The following is a 16,118-nucleotide window of genomic DNA, read 5'->3' on the forward strand; positions in this document are numbered from 1 at the left end:
CGGGCTGAGAGGGCGCTGACCTCCGTATACGCGATGTTTCACGTGGAACGAGGTTTCACGGGGCACATCGGCGGACGGAAATCGCTGCGTCGACCGCCGAACCTGTTACCGGGTAATGCCGGCGTAGGGAGTAGGTCTCATGACCAACAAGGACGCACGCACGCCTGCCTCCGCTCAGGACGAGAAGTCCCAGGAGGCCGGGAAGTCCATCGGCTGGCACAAGGCATACGTCGAGGGCACCCGCCCCGACCTGCACGTGCCGGTCCGCCAGGTGCACCTCACCAACGGGAAGTCCGTCACCCTGTACGACACTTCGGGCCCGTACACCGATCCGCTCGTCGACACCGACGTCCGCAGGGGTCTGTCGCCGCTGCGGGAGAACTGGATCATCGCCCGTGGCGACACCGAGGAGTACGCGGGCCGACCCGTCCGTCCCGAGGACGACGGGATCAAGCACACCTCGCCGCGCGGCGGGCTGCGCAACCTGGACGCGGTCTTCCCCGGCCGCCCCCGCCAGCCGCGCCGCGGCCGTGACGGTCAGGCGGTCACACAGCTCGCGTACGCGCGCCGGGGCGAGATCACGCCCGAGATGGAGTTCGTGGCCGTCCGGGAGGGCGTCTCTCCCGAGGTGGTCCGCGAGGAGATCGCGGCGGGCCGCGCGGTGCTGCCGGCCAACGTCAACCACCCGGAGATCGAGCCGATGATCATCGGCAAGCGCTTCCTGGTCAAGGTCAACGCCAACATCGGCAACTCCGCGGTGACGTCCTCCATCGAGGAGGAGGTGGAGAAGATGACCTGGGCGACCCGCTGGGGCGCCGACACGGTCATGGACCTGTCCACCGGCCGCAACATCCACACCACCCGCGAGTGGGTGCTGCGCAACTCCCCCGTCCCCATCGGCACCGTGCCGCTGTACCAGGCGCTGGAGAAGGTGGACGGCAGGGCCGAGGAACTGACCTGGGAGATCTACAAGGACACCGTCATCGAGCAGGCCGAGCAGGGCGTGGACTACATGACCGTCCACGCGGGCGTGCGCCTGCCGTACGTCCCGCTCACCGCCAACCGCAAGACCGGCATCGTCTCGCGAGGCGGCTCGATCATGGCCGCGTGGTGCCTGGCGCACCACAAGGAGTCGTTCCTGTACGAGAACTTCGAGGAACTCTGCGAGATCCTCGCCGCCTACGACGTCACGTACTCGCTGGGCGACGGTCTGAGGCCGGGCTCGATCGCGGACGCCAACGACGAGGCGCAGTTCGCGGAGTTGCGCACACTCGGGGAACTCAACACGATCGCCAAGCGTTTCCATGTACAGACGATGATCGAGGGCCCCGGGCACGTCCCGATGCACAAGATCAAGGAGAACATCGACCTTCAGCAGGAGATCTGCGATGAAGCTCCGTTCTATACGCTCGGCCCGCTGACCACGGACATCGCGCCGGCGTACGACCACATCACCTCCGGCATCGGTGCCGCGATGATCGCCTGGTGGGGCACGGCGATGCTCTGCTACGTCACGCCCAAGGAGCACTTGGGCCTGCCCAACCGTGACGACGTCAAGACCGGTGTCATCACCTACAAGATCGCCGCCCACGCAGCCGACCTCGCCAAGGGGCACCCGGGCGCACAGGAGTGGGACGACGCGCTGTCCGACGCCCGCTTCGAGTTCCGGTGGGAGGACCAGTTCAACCTCGCCCTGGACCCGGACACGGCACGGGAGTTCCACGACGAGACGCTGCCGGCCGAGCCCGCCAAGACGGCCCACTTCTGCTCCATGTGCGGGCCGAAGTTCTGCAGCATGAAGATCAGCCAGAGCATCACGGAGCGGTTCGGCGGTGCGGCGGCCGCCGGAGCGTCCTCGGAGGAGATCGCCGAAGGAATGCTCCAGAAGTCGAAGGAGTTCGCCGAGGCGGGCAACCGGGTGTACCTGCCGATCGCGGACTGACCGACGCCACGAGGCGCCGTCCCCGGAGATGTCCGAACTCTGGGACGGCGCCTGGCGGCACGGCCGGGGTGCAGACCGCCGTACGAGGGCTATTCCGGCTGGTGCTCCGGGCCGCCGAAGTCGGGGCTCGTGTAGTCCGGGCTGGTGAAGCTCGGGCGGCCGGAGGCCGAGCCCTCGTCGGGGCTGCTGAAGCCGGGGCGGTCGTAGCCGAGGCGCGGCATGCGGCCGGTGGAGGCGGGCGGGACCGTGGGGTGCAGGGCTGCCGTCCCGGGCTGGGCGAGCGCGTCCCGCAGGAACGGCAGGATGCCGCGCTCCAGCAGGGCATCCCGCCAGGCCTGTCTGGCTCTGGCCACCTGCTCGCTGGCCGCGTCGTGGGCCTTGGCGTCCGCCGCGGCGCTGTTGCGCAGGGCGGTGAGCAGCAGCCCGATCGCGGCGACGAGGATCGCGGCCGCGGCCACGGCGCCGAAGACCCAGCCCGCGGTGAGCATGGTCCGGGCGAAGCCCTGGCCGGGGTCCAGCATCTTCAGGATGTAGCCGACGAGCAGGAAGATCGCGGCGGCGGTGCCGGCGAGCACAGGAGCCAGTACCGCGACGACGGCGATGGCACCTGCTCCGGCGGTCTCCGCGGCTTCGGCGGCCTCGCCCACAGCGGTGGCGAGCCCCATCGCGCCCGAGGCAGGTTCCGCGGAACCGGAATCGTGCGCGGCCGAGGGGGCGGACGGCACCGGGTGGCGCAGTTCCTCGCGGACCTCCACGTAGTGCTGGTACTCGGCGGCCGCGGCCGCCGTGATGAGAGCGGTGGCGTTGAGCGCCATGGTGCGCAGCTGCTCGGGATTGAGCCGCTGTCCGACAGCGGCCAGTTCCGGCCGGTGCGGTGCGGAGCGCAGCGCCTCATCGAGGATCCGCTCGAATTCCTGGCGGTCCTCGTTCAGCAGGTGCTGCGGAACGCTGTTCATGTGCATCCCCCGATGCTCCGTAGGGCTGGGGCTCGCACACCGGCGAGCCGTCGGGCAGAAACGGAGGGGAGCCTGCTACGGATAAGCCGATGGTAGAGCCGTGACGGCACACGGTGACAGGGGGTTGGCGGAAATTGCGTGCCGACCTGCACGCATCCGTTCGTGGACGCGTCTGAGCGGCGCATGCCCAAGGAACGCTCAGATATCCAGGGGAAGTTGCTGGACCAGCAGCTTTCCGGCCATGGTCACGCCGCCGTCCATGGCGATGGCGAGGCCTTCCGCGTAGACATGCGGTCCCTCGACCACGGGTCCGTTGCCCTCTTCGTCGTCCTCGGAGCCGACTTCGCCGAGCAGATAGGGAATGGGGCTGTGGCCGTGAACGACGCGGGTGCCGCCGTACGTATCGAGGAGGGAGCGCACGGCGTCGGCGCCGCCCTCGTCGCGGAAGGAGAAGCGCTTGGTGAACTTGCGGAACAGGTCCCAGACTTCGTCCGCCTCGTTACGGGTCAGCGTCTCGCGGACGGTGTCGTTGACCGCCTCGATCGAGTCGCCGTAGTCGAGGTAGGCGGTCGTGTCGGAGTGGATGAGCAGATATCCGTCGACCGCCTCGACGGCGTCGAGACGGGCCATCCACTGCAGGTGGTGGTCCTGGAGACGGTCCATGTCGGTCTTCTGCCCGCCGTTGAGCAGCCAGGCCGCCTGGAAGGTGGCGGTACCCGCACCGGAGTTGACGGGAGTGTCGCCGAACCGCTTGGCGCCCAGCAGCAGCAGCTCATGGTTGCCCATCAGGGCCTTGCAGTAGCCGCCGGCCGCGGCGGCCTCGGCGGAGAGCCGCATCACCAGGTCGATGACGCCGATGCCGTCCGGACCGCGATCGGTGAAGTCGCCGAGGAACCACAGCCGGGCGGTGCCCGCGCACCACTGGCCCGAGGCGTCGATCAGGCCCTTCTCCTGCAGGGCGGTCACCAGTTCGTCGAGGTAGCCGTGGACGTCGCCGACGACGTACAGCGGTCCGGGCCCCGTCGTCGGCTGCGGCGCCGGGGCGGCAGGAGCCGGGACCGGGTCCACGGAGACCTGGAGGGTGTCACCGCGGTTGATGACGGGCAGGTCGCGCTGGGTGGGCGTGTACCCCTCGGGACAGTCCTCGGCCACGGGCGGGACGGAGTCGTCGGGGCGGGTGGAGATGTACGGACCGGTCTCGTGGACGTACGCGGGTACCCGGAAGTCGCGCAGTGTCGCCGTACGTTCCACCTCGGGTCCCTGCCCGGCCCCCTGAGTCATCCGACCCCTCCACCATCGCGCCGCATCTGCACCGCATCGGACTGCCTGGTCGCAGCGGCCCGCGGTGTCGTGGGCCCATCATAGGAATGCCCGTCGCGCCGTGTGATGACCCAGGGGTGGTGAATCGGAGCAAGACTCCAGTTCACTGCGGCTTTCGCCCCGTTTGGGCCGGGCTTCGACCTGCTGCCGGTCGCCTGCCGGACGCCCGGCGAGCCGTTCGACCCGCCGCCGCGGCTCGCGGCGGGCCGTGCGAAGCGGGGCGGCCGACCCGTGTCGGCCGCGCGGGCGATCCGCGCGAATCGGGCAGGACCGCCCATACGATCGTGCTGCCCATACGATCCCGGCCGCGAGCGCCCGTGCCCGCCGGCCGCGAGCGTCCGCGCACGGGAGGGCCGGGCCGGGCTCGGAGGATGGCCGCTCCATGGCCGCCGAGCCCGGCCCGGCCGTGTGCCGCAGCGGTCCTATCCCTGCTCCGGAGCTCGCGGCGGGCTGACGGTCGTACGCGGGGGACGCCGCTGGGACGAGGTACGCACGATCAGTTCGGTCGGTATCACCTGTTCGACGGGCTGGTCCGACTCGACGCCCTCGATGGCGTCGATGAGGAGCTGGACCACGGCCGTGCCGATCCGGCGCGGTTTGAGGGAGAGCGTGGTGATGGGCGGCTCGGTGTTGGCGTACACCGTGGACTCGCTGCAGCACACGAGCAGCAGGTCGTCCGGGACGCGCAGGCCGTAGCGGCGGGCGGCGGCGAGCAGGTCGGTGCCGTTGGGGTCGAAGAGGCCGTAGACGGCGTCCGGCCGGTCGGGCCGGGCGAGCAGCCGGTCGGCGGCGACGGCACCCGCGCACGGGTCGTGGGCCGGGTAGGCCTCGTAGACCGGGTCCTGGCCCACCCGCTCGCACCAGCGCAGATAGGCGGTGGTCGACAGGTGGGTGTACGTGTCCGTCGTCGTGCCCGTGAGCAGGCCGATCCTGCGGGCGCCCGCGTCGGCGAGGTGGTCGAGGATGCCGAGGACGGCGGCCTCGTGGTCGTTGTCGACCCACGCGGTGACCGGGAGCGAGCCGGCCGGGCGGCCGTCGGAGACGACCGGTAAACCCTGACGGACCAGTTCGCTGACGACCGGGTCCTGGTCGGAGGGGTCGATGACGACCGTGCCGTCCAGGGCCACGTTGGACCACACGTCATGTCGGGAGGTCGCGGGCAGGATGACGAGGGCATAGCCGCGGGCGAGCGCGGCAGAGGTGGCGGCCCGGGCCATCTCGGCGAAGTACGCGAACTCGGTGAAGGTGAAAGGTTCATCCCCGTACGTCGTCACGGTCAGGCCGATCAGCCCCGACTTGCCGGTACGGAGGGTCCGGGCGGCGGCCGAGGGGCGGTACCCCAGCCGGTCGGCGACCTCGCGGACATGGCGTCGGGTGGCATCCGGGAGTCGACCCTTGCCGTTGAGGGCGTCGGAGACGGTCGTGATGGAGACTCCGGCGGCGGCGGCCACGTCTCTGATGCCCGCCCGGCCCGGCCGACTGCCTCGACGTGAGGTTTCCGCGCGGCTCACCTGGTGCTTCCCTGCTGCTGTCATGGCGAGCCGATAGTAGGGCTCATGTGGTGGGGTAGTGCGGACGCATATGCACGCGTTGACAGGCACGTTTCTGCAAGGTCGGTGCAGGCCAACTGCATTAGAAAGCAAGGCAGTTAAGCGCTCTCATCCCAAGACGTGACTTGTCCGCGCGCATGGGCCTGCCAAGTGTCCGATGTCTCGAAGAGGTCTCAACTCACCTTCACGGGTGATGCGCGCCAGGGCGTGAGCTACCGGCGCATAGATATATGTACGGCGCGCCCCCCGATACGTGCGCCTTCGTGTGGCGATGCCCCTGATGCCTCCGGGACGCATGAGGTTCGCCTCTTGCGGCCCGCACCTGTTCGCAGCGGCGCCGAATCCTCATATGGTGAGGAGTATTGGAAGCCGGCGGCGTCGACGGTCCGCCGGTGGTCGCGAGGAGGACTGCGGTGAGCGAGATGAGCCCCAAGCTGCGCGCCGAGCTGGAGGGTATCCCCACCTACAAGCCGGGTAAGCCCGCCGCGGCCGGCGGTCCGGTCGCCTACAAGCTGTCCTCCAACGAGAACCCGTATCCGCCGTTGCCCGGCGTGATGGAGAGCGTGACCGCGGCCGCCTCCAGCTTCAACCGCTACCCGGACATGGCCTGCACCGGGCTGATGAACGAGCTGTCGGAGAGCTTCGGTGTGCCGCTCTCCCACCTGGCCACCGGCACCGGCTCCGTGGGCGTGGCCCAGCAGCTGATCCAGGCCACCAGCGGACCGGGCGACGAGGTGATCTACGCCTGGCGCTCCTTCGAGGCCTACCCGATCATCACGCAGGTCAGCGGCGCCCGGTCGGTGCAGGTGCCGCTCACGCCGGGCGATGTGCACGACCTGGACGCGATGGCGGACGCGATCACCGACCGGACGCGTCTGATCTTCGTCTGCAACCCCAACAACCCCACCGGCACGGTGGTGCGGCGGGCCGAGCTGGAGAACTTCCTCGACCGGGTGCCCGGCGATGTACTGGTGGTGCTGGACGAGGCCTACCGGGAGTTCATCCGTGACCGCGAGGTGCCCGACGGTGTCGAGCTGTACCGGACGAGGCCGAACGTCTGCGTTCTGCGCACGTTCTCCAAGGCCTATGGCCTCGCCGGGCTGCGCGTGGGTTTCGCGATCGGCCATGAGCCCGTGGCGGCGGCGCTGCGCAAGACCGCGGTGCCCTTCGGCGTCAGCCAGATCGCGCAGGAAGCGGCGATCGCATCGCTGCGGGCCGAGGACGAGCTGCTGGGCCGGGTCGGCTCGCTGGTCTGCGAGCGCACGCGCGTGGTCGACGCGCTGCGCGCCCAGGGATGGACGGTGCCGGAGACCCAGGCCAACTTTGTGTGGTTGCGGCTGGGGGAGCAGACGGTCGCGTTCGCGGCAGCCTGCGAGGAGCACGGCGTGGTGGTCCGGCCGTTCCCGGGCGAGGGTGTGCGGGTGACGGTCGGAGAGAACGAGGCGAACGACATCTTCCTGAAGGTGGCGGAAGGGTTCCGCAAGGAGCTGTAGCTCCCGTCGTCGAGCAGGAGTCCTAGGGAGTCCTACTCGGCGATCAGTTCCACGCGTATGGGGTCGCCGTCCCGCACGGTCGCCAGGACGGCGGCTTCCCCGTCCACGCTGCCGAGGACGTTGCACGGGCTCGCGAGGCGGCACTCGTCGCCTCGCGAGATCGGGGTGGGGCCATAGGGGAGTGCGAGGGCGTCGCCGTCCGTCCAGAAGGCCACGGTGCCCGGCTCCACGACCTGCCGGGCATCCGTTTCACGTGAAACAGACACACCCGTGTCGAAATAGACCTCCTCGCCCCAGGTGTGGGCGGTGGAGGCGAGTGGCAGCGCCTTGCCGAGGGCCTGTGCCGTCGGTGTGTTCTCAAGGGTCGCGGTGAGATGGCCCGCAGGCCACGAGATCCGTATCTGCATGAAGTGCAATTCAACAAGATGTTGAAGTTGCCGCCAAGGCCTTGACGCGAAGGCGAAGGAGGGACCCCCCTTCTATTGCCGAAAATCAGTGCGTCATAATGGCTTGTGAATGTGAACGCGTTCACAAGCGTGTCCCGGTTGCTCCCGTGATGTACGTGACAAAAGGGGCAAACTGCCGTTACCACGGCGAAGTAAGGAGCTGACGACGTGGAATTGGCCTTGGCGCCGGAGACACTGGCGCGCTGGCAGTTCGGCATCACCACCGTCTATCACTTCCTGTTCGTCCCACTGACGATCTCCCTGGCCGCCCTCACGGCCGGGCTGCAGACGGCCTGGGTGCGCACGGAGAACGAGAAGTACCTGAGGGCGACGAAGTTCTGGGGCAAGCTCTTCCTGATCAACATCGCGATGGGTGTGGTCACCGGGATCGTGCAGGAGTTCCAGTTCGGCATGAACTGGTCGGACTACTCGCGCTTCGTCGGTGACATCTTCGGCGCCCCGCTCGCCTTCGAGGCGCTGATCGCGTTCTTCTTCGAGTCCACCTTCATCGGTCTGTGGATCTTCGGCTGGGACAAGCTGCCCAAGAAGATCCATCTGGCCTGCATATGGATGGTCTCGATCGGCACGATCCTGTCGGCCTACTTCATCCTCGCGGCCAACTCCTGGATGCAGCACCCCGTCGGCTACAAGATCGACAAGGTGAAGGGGCGCGCCGAGCTGACCGACTTCTGGGCCGTGCTGACCCAGAACACCGCGCTCAGCCAGGCCTTCCACACCCTCTCCGCGGCCTTCCTGACCGGCGGCGCCTTCATGGTGGGCATCGCCGCCTACCACCTGGCCCGCAAGAAGCACATCCGCGAGATGAAGACCTCGCTGCGGCTCGGCCTGATCACCGTGGTCATCGCCGGTCTGCTCACCGCGGTCAGCGGGGACATGCTCGGCAAGGTCATGTTCAAGCAGCAGCCGATGAAGATGGCGGCCGCCGAGGCGCTGTGGGACGGCCAGAAGCCGGCACCCTTCTCGATCTTCGCCTACGGCGATGTCGACAAGGGTCACAACACCGTGGCGATAGAGGTCCCCGGCCTGCTGTCCTTCCTCGCCAACGACGACTTCACCTCGTACGTCCCGGGCATCAACGACGTCAACAAGGCCGAGCAGCAGAAGTTCGGGCCCGGGGACTACCGGCCCAACATCCCCGTCGCCTTCTGGGGCTTCCGCTGGATGATCGGCTTCGGCATGGCCTCCTTCGCCATCGGCCTCGCCGGACTGTGGCTGACGCGCAAGAAGTTCATGCTGCCGAAGCATCTGAGGGTCGGCGACGACGAGGTACCGAACCTGGTCCTGTTCAAGAACAAGGCGCTCGGCCCGAAGCTGACCACCTGGTACTGGCGCATCGCGGTCTGGACCCTGGCCTTCCCGCTGATCGCCAACTCCTGGGGCTGGATCTTCACCGAGACGGGCCGTCAGCCGTGGGCGGTCTACGGCGTGCTGCAGACCCGGCACGCGGTCTCCCCCGGCGTCTCCCAGGGCGAGGTCCTCATCTCGATGATCGTCTTCACGTCCCTCTACGCCATCCTCGCGGTCGTCGAGGTCAAGCTGCTCGCAAAGTACGTGAAGGCCGGCCCGCCCGAGCTGACCGAAGCCGACCTCAACCCGCCCACGAAGATCGGCGGCGACACACGTGACGCCGACAAGCCGATGGCCTTCTCGTACTAGGCCGAGGGGACAGTCATGGAACTTCACGACGTCTGGTTCGTCCTGATCGCCGTCCTGTGGACCGGCTACTTCTTCCTGGAGGGCTTCGACTTCGGGGTCGGCATCCTCACCAAGCTGCTGGCCCGGAACCGGCCCGAGCGCCGGGTACTGATCAACACCATCGGGCCCGTCTGGGACGGCAACGAGGTGTGGCTGCTCACGGCGGGCGGTGCCACCTTCGCCGCCTTCCCCGAGTGGTACGCCACCCTCTTCTCCGGCTTCTACCTGCCTCTGCTGGTCATCCTGGTCTGCCTGATCGTCCGGGGTGTCGCCTTCGAGTACCGGGCGAAGCGGCCCGAGGAGAACTGGCAGCGCAACTGGGAGGCGGCCATCTTCTGGACCTCACTTCTTCCGGCGTTCCTGTGGGGTGTGGCCTTCGGGAACATCGTGCGGGGCGTGAAGATCGACCAGCACTTCGAGTACGTCGGCGGCCTCGGGGATCTGTTCAACCCCTATGCCGTGCTCGGCGGCCTGGTGACGCTCACCTTGTTCACCTTCCATGGAACGGTGTTCACCGCACTCAAGACGGTCGGTGACATACGGCTGCGGGCACGCAGGCTGGCGCTGCGGGTCGGTCTCGTCACCGCTGTTCTGGCGCTCGGCTTCCTGGTGTGGACCCAGGCCGACAGCGGAGACGGCAAGAGCCTGGTGGCCCTGATCGTGGCGGTCGTGGCCCTGGTGGCCGCTCTGGTCGCCAATCAGGCGGGCCGTGAGGGATGGTCGTTCGCGCTGTCCGGCGTGACCATCGTGGCGTCGGTGGCGATGCTGTTCCTGTCGCTCTTCCCGAACGTCATGCCGTCCACGCTCAACGGGGACTGGAGCCTCACCGTCACCAACGCCTCGTCGAGCCCGTACACCCTGAAGATCATGACGTGGTGTGCGGCCATCGCCACACCGCTCGTCCTGCTGTACCAGAGCTGGACCTACTGGGTGTTCCGCAAGCGGATCGGCACGCAGCACATCGCTCCTGACGCTGCTGCCGGCGCCGCACACTGAGTCCACCGAGGGTGTGTTTCACGTGAAACACACCCTCAGGGCCGAAGGGCATGTTTCACGTGAAACCGATCGATCCGCGCCTTCTGCGATACGCCCACGCCACCCGCCTCTTTCTCGTGGCGATCGTCGGCCTGGGGGCCGTCGGGGCCGGGCTGGTCATCGCCCAGGCGATGCTGATGGCCGAGGTGGTGGTCGGGGCGTTCCAGCACGGTCAGTCGGTGACTGAACTGCGCACTCCCCTGCTGCTGTTGGCAGCCGTGGCCGTGGGCCGGTCGGTTGTCGCGTGGCTCACCGAACTCGCCGCACACCGCGCGAGCGCGGCTGTGAAATCGGAGCTGCGCGGACGGTTGCTGGAGCGCACCGCTCAGCTGGGCCCCGGATGGCTGAGCGGCCAGCGGACCGGCTCACTGGTCACCTTGGCCACCCGCGGGACGGATGCTCTGGACGACTACTTCTCGCGCTATCTCCCCCAGCTGGGTCTCGCCGTGGTCGTCCCGGTGGCCGTGCTTGCGCGGATCGTCACCGAGGACTGGGTGTCGGCGGCGATCATCGTCGGCACCCTGCCACTGATCCCTCTCTTCATGATGCTGATCGGCTGGGCCACGCAGTCCCGGATGGACCGTCAGTGGCGGCTGCTGTCCCGGCTCTCCGGCCACTTTCTGGATGTGGTCGCGGGGCTGCCCACACTGAAGGTGTTCGGCCGGGCCAAGGCGCAGGCCGACTCCATTCGCAGGATCACCGGCGAGTACCGCCAGGCCACCCTGCGGACCCTGCGGATCGCCTTCCTCTCCTCCTTCGCGCTGGAACTGCTGGCCACGCTGTCGGTGGCGTTGGTCGCCGTGACGATCGGCATGCGCCTGGTGCACGGCGAGATGGACCTCTCCATCGGTCTGGTCATCCTGGTGCTGGCGCCCGAGGCGTATCTGCCGCTGCGCCAGGTGGGCGCGCAGTACCATGCGGCGGCGGAGGGCCTCGCCGCGGCCGAGGAGATCTTCGCCGTCCTGGAGACACCCGTACCGGCGTCGGGGACCGCGGCGGCGCCCGTGGGCCCTGTGGCCTTCGACGGAGTGACGGTCCGCTATCCGGGGCGGTCGGCGGATGCCGTGACGGACGTGACCTTCACGGTGGAGCACGGCGAGACCGTGGCCCTTGTCGGACCGAGCGGCGCGGGCAAGTCGACACTGCTCCATGCGCTGCTGGGCTTCGTACGGCCGACCGAGGGCCAGGTACGCGTCGGGGGAGTCGATCTCGCCGAGGTCGATCTTGAGCAGTGGCGGTCGCGGATCGCCTGGGTGCCGCAACGGCCTCACCTGTGCGCCGGGACGATCGCGGAGAACGTGCGGCTGGCCCGGCCCGACGCGGACGACGCCGCCGTACGCGGGGCCCTGCGGGAGGCCGGCGCGCTGGAGTTCGTGGATGCGCTGCCCGAGGGGGCCGACACGGCACTCGGGGAGGACGGGGCCGGGCTGTCCGCCGGCCAGCGGCAGCGGCTCGCGCTGGCCCGGGCCTTCCTCGCCGACCGGCCCGTGCTGCTGCTGGACGAGCCGACGGCCGCGCTGGACGGGGCGACGGAGGCCGAGGTCGTGGCGGCGGTGCGGCGCCTCGCGGTGGGCCGCACGGTGCTGCTGGTGGTGCACCGGCCGGCGCTTCTGGAAGTGGCGGACCGGGTGGTGCGGCTGGAGGGCGCGGAACCGACGGCACGTCCGGCGGACACCGGCCCTCCTCCCAGGGGGCTTCACTCCCTGGACCCCGGCTTCTTGGACTCCCGTGTCCTGGACCCCGGCTCCTTGGACCCCCATCCCCTGGATCCCGGCTCCCCGGACCCTCAGCCACATCCCACCGCCATCCTGCGCGCTCAGCGGGAAGACGGCTCGACAGGCCGGTCCCCGGCGGGTTCCCGGCGGGTGCTTGCCCGGGTTCGGAGACTTGCCGGGCCCGGGCGTGGCCGGCTGCTCCTCGGACTGCTGCTCGGGAGTCTGGCGCTCGGCAGCGCCGTGGGGCTGATGGCCACCTCGGGCTGGCTCATCTCGCGGGCCTCGCAGCAGCCACCGGTGCTCTATCTGATGGTGGCCGTGACGGCGACGCGGGCCTTCGGTATCGGGCGTGCCGTCTTCCGGTACGCCGAGCGGCTGGTGTCGCACGACGCCGTTCTGCGCATGCTGGCCGACACCCGGGTCGCCGTCTACCGGCGCCTGGAGCGGCTGGCGCCCGCGGGGCTGCGCACGGCCCGCCGCGGTGATCTGCTCTCCCGGCTGGTCGCCGATGTGGACGCACTTCAGGACTACTGGCTGCGCTGGCTGCTGCCCGCCGGGGTGGCGGTGGCCGTCTCCACCGCCTCGGTGGCCTTCACGGCGTGGCTGCTGCCGGAGGCCGCAGCCGCTCTCGCGGCGGGCCTCGTGCTGGCCGGTATCGGTGTTCCGCTGGTCACCGCGGCCGCGGCCCGGCGTGCCGAGCGGCGGCTGGCGCCCGTCAGGGGTGTGCTCGCGACCCGGGTGACCGACCTGCTCACCGGCACCGCCGAGCTGACCGTCGCCGGGGCGCTGCCGGCCCGTACGGCCGCGGCCCGGGAGGCCGACGGCACGCTCACCCGGATCGCCTCGCGCTCCGCCGCGGTCACCGCGCTCGGCGACGGGCTCACCGCGCTGGTCTCCGGTCTGACCGTCACCGCCACCGCGCTGCTGGGCGCGCAGGCGGTGGCCGCGGGCCGGCTCGGCGGCGTGGCGATGGCCGTGGTGGTCCTCACCCCGCTGGCCGCCTTCGAGGCCGTACTGGGCCTGCCGCTCGCCGTGCGCTTCCGGCAGCGGGCGGAGCGGAGCGCGGAGCGCGTGTACGAGGTGCTGGACGCCCCGGAGCCCGTACGGGAGCCGGAGGTGCCCCGGCAGGCGCCGGCCGCGCCCTTCCCGGTCGTGGTCAAGGCTCTGGACGCCCGGCACGCGGGGCAGCACCGGGACGCGCTCGCCGGGCTCGACCTCACCCTGGAACAGGGGCGCCGGATCGCCGTGGTCGGGCCGTCCGGCTCTGGCAAGACGACGCTCGCCCAAGTCCTGCTGCGCTTCCTCGACCCGCTCGCCGGCTCGTACACGCTGGCCGGAGTGGACGCCTGCGCGCTGGCGGGCGACGAGGTTCGCCGGCTCGTCGGACTGTGCGCCCAGGACGCACACCTTTTCGACAGCACCGTGCGCGAGAACCTGCTGCTCGCCCGGAAGGACGCCACCGAGGCCGACCTGTGCGACGCACTGGCCCGGGCCCGGCTGCTGGACTGGGTGGAGGAGCTGCCCGACGGTCTGGACACGCTGGTCGGTGAGCACGGGGCACGGTTGTCCGGCGGGCAGCGTCAACGCCTTGCCCTGGCCCGGGCGCTGCTCGCCGACTTCCCGGTGCTCGTCCTGGACGAGCCCGCCGAGCACTTGGACCTGCCGACGGCGGACGCCCTCACCGCGGATCTGCTGGCCGCCACCGAGGGCCGTACGACGCTGCTGATCACCCATCGACTGGCGGGGCTCGAGGCGGTGGACGAAGTGGTCGTGCTCGACGGGGGCCGGGTGGTGCAGCGGGGGACTTACGCGGAGCTGGCCGCGGTGGACGGCCCGCTGCGTGCCATGGCGCACCGGGAGGCGGCGGCGGAGGCGTTGGTGGGGGCCGGCTGACGGGGCGCCAGGAGCCCCGTCGGGAGCTCCCGCCACGGGCCGCACTCCCGGGGTGGGGTCAGTCGCGTTCGGCGAGCAGCCGCTCGATCACGACCGCCACGCCGTCCTCGTTGTTGGCGACCGTACGGCCCGAGGCCGCGGCGACGACGTCGGGGTGGGCGTTGCCCATCGCGTACGACCGGCCGGCCCAGGTCAGCATCTCGACGTCGTTGGGCATGTCCCCGAAGGCGACGACCTCCTCGTGCGAGATACCGCGCTCGGCGCAGCACAGGGCGAGCGTGCTGGCCTTGGAGACGCCGGGGCCGCTGATCTCCAGCAGGGCGCTGGGGCTGGAACGGGTGACGTTGGCGCGGTCGCCGATCGCGAGGCGGGCGAGGGTGAGGAAGGCGTCCGGGGTGAGGGCGGGGTGGTAGGCGAGGATCTTGAGCACGGGCTGGTCGGCGTCCGGGCCGTCCGCGGCGAGGAGGGCCTCGGCGGGCAGGAGGTTGTCCGGTATCTCCATGTGCAGCTTGGGATAGGCCGGTTCCTGGTGGAAGCCGTACGTCTGCTCGATCGCGAACACCGTGCCGGGTGCCGCGTCGCGCAACAGCCGTACGGCGTCCAGCGCGTTCTTCCGGGCCAGCTCGCGTACCTTCACGAACCGGTGGGCGCCGGGGCCGCCGTGCAGGTCGACCACGGCGGCGCCGTTGCCGCAGATCGCCAGGCCGTGGCCGTGGACGTGGTCGCTGACGACGTCCATCCAGCGCGCCGGGCGGCCGGTGACGAAGAACACCTCGATGCCCGCGTCTTCGGCGGCGGCCAGCGCGGCGACCGTCCTCGGGGAGACCGACTTGTCGTCGCGCAGCAGAGTGCCGTCGAGGTCGGTGGCGATCAGCCGCGGCCGTAGGGCGGCGGCCGGGGTCCCGGGCTGTCTGGTCGCTGAGGTCACCCGGCCATTCTCGCGCATATGCCTGCACGGCCGTGCGAGAGTCCGCACAGATGAGTCCACAGACACATCACAGATGGCCTGCGGGCGACGTCTGTCGCGTGGCCGGTGGGCGATGCCTGTTATCTGGCCGGTGGGCGACGCTCGTCACCCGGCCGGTGGGCGACGCCCGCCACCGGGGTCACGCCAGCTGGGCCAGACCCTCCATGGCGATCTGCTCGAACACCTTCTCTTCCGCAGCGAAGTCCGAGTCCGGGATGGGCCAGTGGATCACGATCTCGGTGAAGCCCAGCTCCCGGTGGCGGCCGGCGAAGTCCACGAAGGCGTCCAGGGACTGCAGAGGCCGGCCGCGGTCCGGGGTGAAACCGGTGAGCAGGACCTTCTCCAGCCCGGCCGTGTCCCGGCCGGTCGCCGCGCAGGCCTCGGACAGCTTCTCCATCTGACCGCGCAGCGCCTCGACCGACTGCTCCGGGGTGCCGCTCTCGTACAGCTTCGGGTCGCCGGTGGTGACCCACGCCTGTCCGTACTGCGCGGCGAGCCTCAGTCCGCGCGGGCCGGTGGCGGCCACCGCGAAGGGCAGCCGGGGCCGCTGGACGCAGCCGGGGATGTTGCGGGCCTCGTGCGCCGAGTAGAAGCGGCCTTCGTACGACACGGCGTCCTCGGTGAGCAGCCGGTCGAGCAGCGGCACGAACTCGGCCAGCCGGTCGGCGCGCTCGCGGGGCGTCCACGGCTCCTGGCCGAGGGCGGTGGCGTCGAAGCCCGTGCCGCCCGCGCCGATGCCCAGGGTGATGCGTCCGCCGGAGATGTCGTCCAGGGAGATCAGCTCCTTGGCGAGGGTCACCGGGTGCCGGAAGTTCGGCGAGGTGACCAGCGTGCCCAGGCGGAGCCGCTCGGTGGCGGCCGCGGCGGCGGTCAGCGTCGGTACGGCGCCGAACCACGGGCCGTCGCGGAAGCTGCGCCAGGACAGGTGGTCGTAGGTGTACGCGGTGTGGAAACCGAGCTGCTCGGCCCGCATCCAGGCCGAACGGCCGCCCTCGCTCCAGCGGCGGTAGGGCAGGATCACGGTGCTCAGTCGCAGACTCATGGGTCCGAGGGTAAGCGGACCCACCGGCAGGGTCCGAAATCGG

11 protein-coding genes are annotated in these 16,118 nt (G+C 70.1%); 5 read left to right on the forward strand and 6 right to left on the reverse strand.

The window, feature by feature from the left end:
- Positions 1-139 precede the first annotated feature (139 nt).
- The gene (gene thiC, locus ACZ7P3_RS03075; RefSeq protein WP_472078616.1) at positions 140-1,942 is read left to right on the forward strand and encodes a phosphomethylpyrimidine synthase ThiC; all 1,803 of its coding nucleotides are present in this window, start codon (positions 140-142) and stop codon (positions 1,940-1,942) included.
- 89 nt (positions 1,943-2,031) lie between these two features.
- On the opposite strand, the gene ACZ7P3_RS03080 is transcribed toward thiC, so the two are convergent.
- The 3 genes from ACZ7P3_RS03080 to ACZ7P3_RS03090 all read right to left on the reverse strand — a co-directional run bounded on the left by ACZ7P3_RS03080 (position 2,032) and on the right by ACZ7P3_RS03090 (position 5,753).
- Positions 2,032-2,904, reverse strand: coding sequence for a hypothetical protein (locus ACZ7P3_RS03080; RefSeq protein WP_472078617.1), 873 nt, complete (start codon positions 2,902-2,904; stop codon positions 2,032-2,034).
- A gap of 192 nt (positions 2,905-3,096) precedes the next feature.
- Positions 3,097-4,179: a metallophosphoesterase gene (locus ACZ7P3_RS03085; protein WP_472078618.1), complete on the reverse strand. Its 1,083-nt coding sequence runs from the start codon at positions 4,177-4,179 to the stop codon at positions 3,097-3,099.
- A 461-nt stretch (positions 4,180-4,640) separates the two neighbouring features.
- Positions 4,641-5,753: a LacI family DNA-binding transcriptional regulator gene (locus tag ACZ7P3_RS03090; protein ID WP_472078620.1), complete on the reverse strand. Its 1,113-nt coding sequence runs from the start codon at positions 5,751-5,753 to the stop codon at positions 4,641-4,643.
- A gap of 428 nt (positions 5,754-6,181) precedes the next feature.
- On the opposite strand from ACZ7P3_RS03090, the gene hisC reads away from it, so the two are divergent.
- Positions 6,182-7,261: a histidinol-phosphate transaminase gene (gene hisC, locus ACZ7P3_RS03095; protein WP_472078621.1), complete on the forward strand. Its 1,080-nt coding sequence runs from the start codon at positions 6,182-6,184 to the stop codon at positions 7,259-7,261.
- Between the two features lie 32 nt (positions 7,262-7,293).
- Here hisC and ACZ7P3_RS03100 read toward each other — a convergent pair whose 3' ends face one another.
- On the reverse strand, positions 7,294-7,668 hold the full coding sequence (locus ACZ7P3_RS03100) for a cyclophilin-like fold protein (protein ID WP_472078622.1): 375 nt from the start codon (positions 7,666-7,668) through the stop codon (positions 7,294-7,296).
- Between the two features lie 207 nt (positions 7,669-7,875).
- Here ACZ7P3_RS03100 and ACZ7P3_RS03105 point away from each other — a divergent pair, with 207 nt between their 5' ends.
- Genes ACZ7P3_RS03105 through cydD form a run of 3 tightly spaced genes read left to right on the forward strand, consistent with a single transcriptional unit; the run spans position 7,876 to position 14,066 of the window.
- Positions 7,876-9,384, forward strand: a complete 1,509-nt coding sequence (locus tag ACZ7P3_RS03105; protein WP_472078623.1) for a cytochrome ubiquinol oxidase subunit I — start codon at positions 7,876-7,878, stop codon at positions 9,382-9,384.
- A gap of 15 nt (positions 9,385-9,399) precedes the next feature.
- A complete protein-coding gene (gene cydB / locus ACZ7P3_RS03110; protein ID WP_472078624.1) occupies positions 9,400-10,419 on the forward strand; it encodes a cytochrome d ubiquinol oxidase subunit II in 1,020 nt (339 codons plus the stop codon).
- 50 nt (positions 10,420-10,469) lie between these two features.
- Complete coding sequence (gene cydD, locus ACZ7P3_RS03115; RefSeq protein ID WP_472078625.1) at positions 10,470-14,066, forward strand: thiol reductant ABC exporter subunit CydD; 3,597 nt, start codon at positions 10,470-10,472, stop codon at positions 14,064-14,066.
- Between the two features lie 58 nt (positions 14,067-14,124).
- Here the strand turns inward: cydD and ACZ7P3_RS03120 are convergent, their stop codons facing one another.
- Together ACZ7P3_RS03120 and ACZ7P3_RS03125 are read right to left on the reverse strand one after the other, a co-directional pair.
- On the reverse strand, positions 14,125-15,012 hold the full coding sequence (locus ACZ7P3_RS03120) for an HAD hydrolase family protein (protein WP_472078627.1): 888 nt from the start codon (positions 15,010-15,012) through the stop codon (positions 14,125-14,127).
- A 160-nt stretch (positions 15,013-15,172) separates the two neighbouring features.
- Entirely contained in the window at positions 15,173-16,075 is a 903-nt protein-coding gene (locus ACZ7P3_RS03125; protein WP_472078628.1) for an LLM class flavin-dependent oxidoreductase, read from the reverse strand.
- Positions 16,076-16,118: the final 43 nt, after the last annotated feature.

This window comes from Streptomyces sp. NPDC107581 (genome assembly GCF_055657175.1).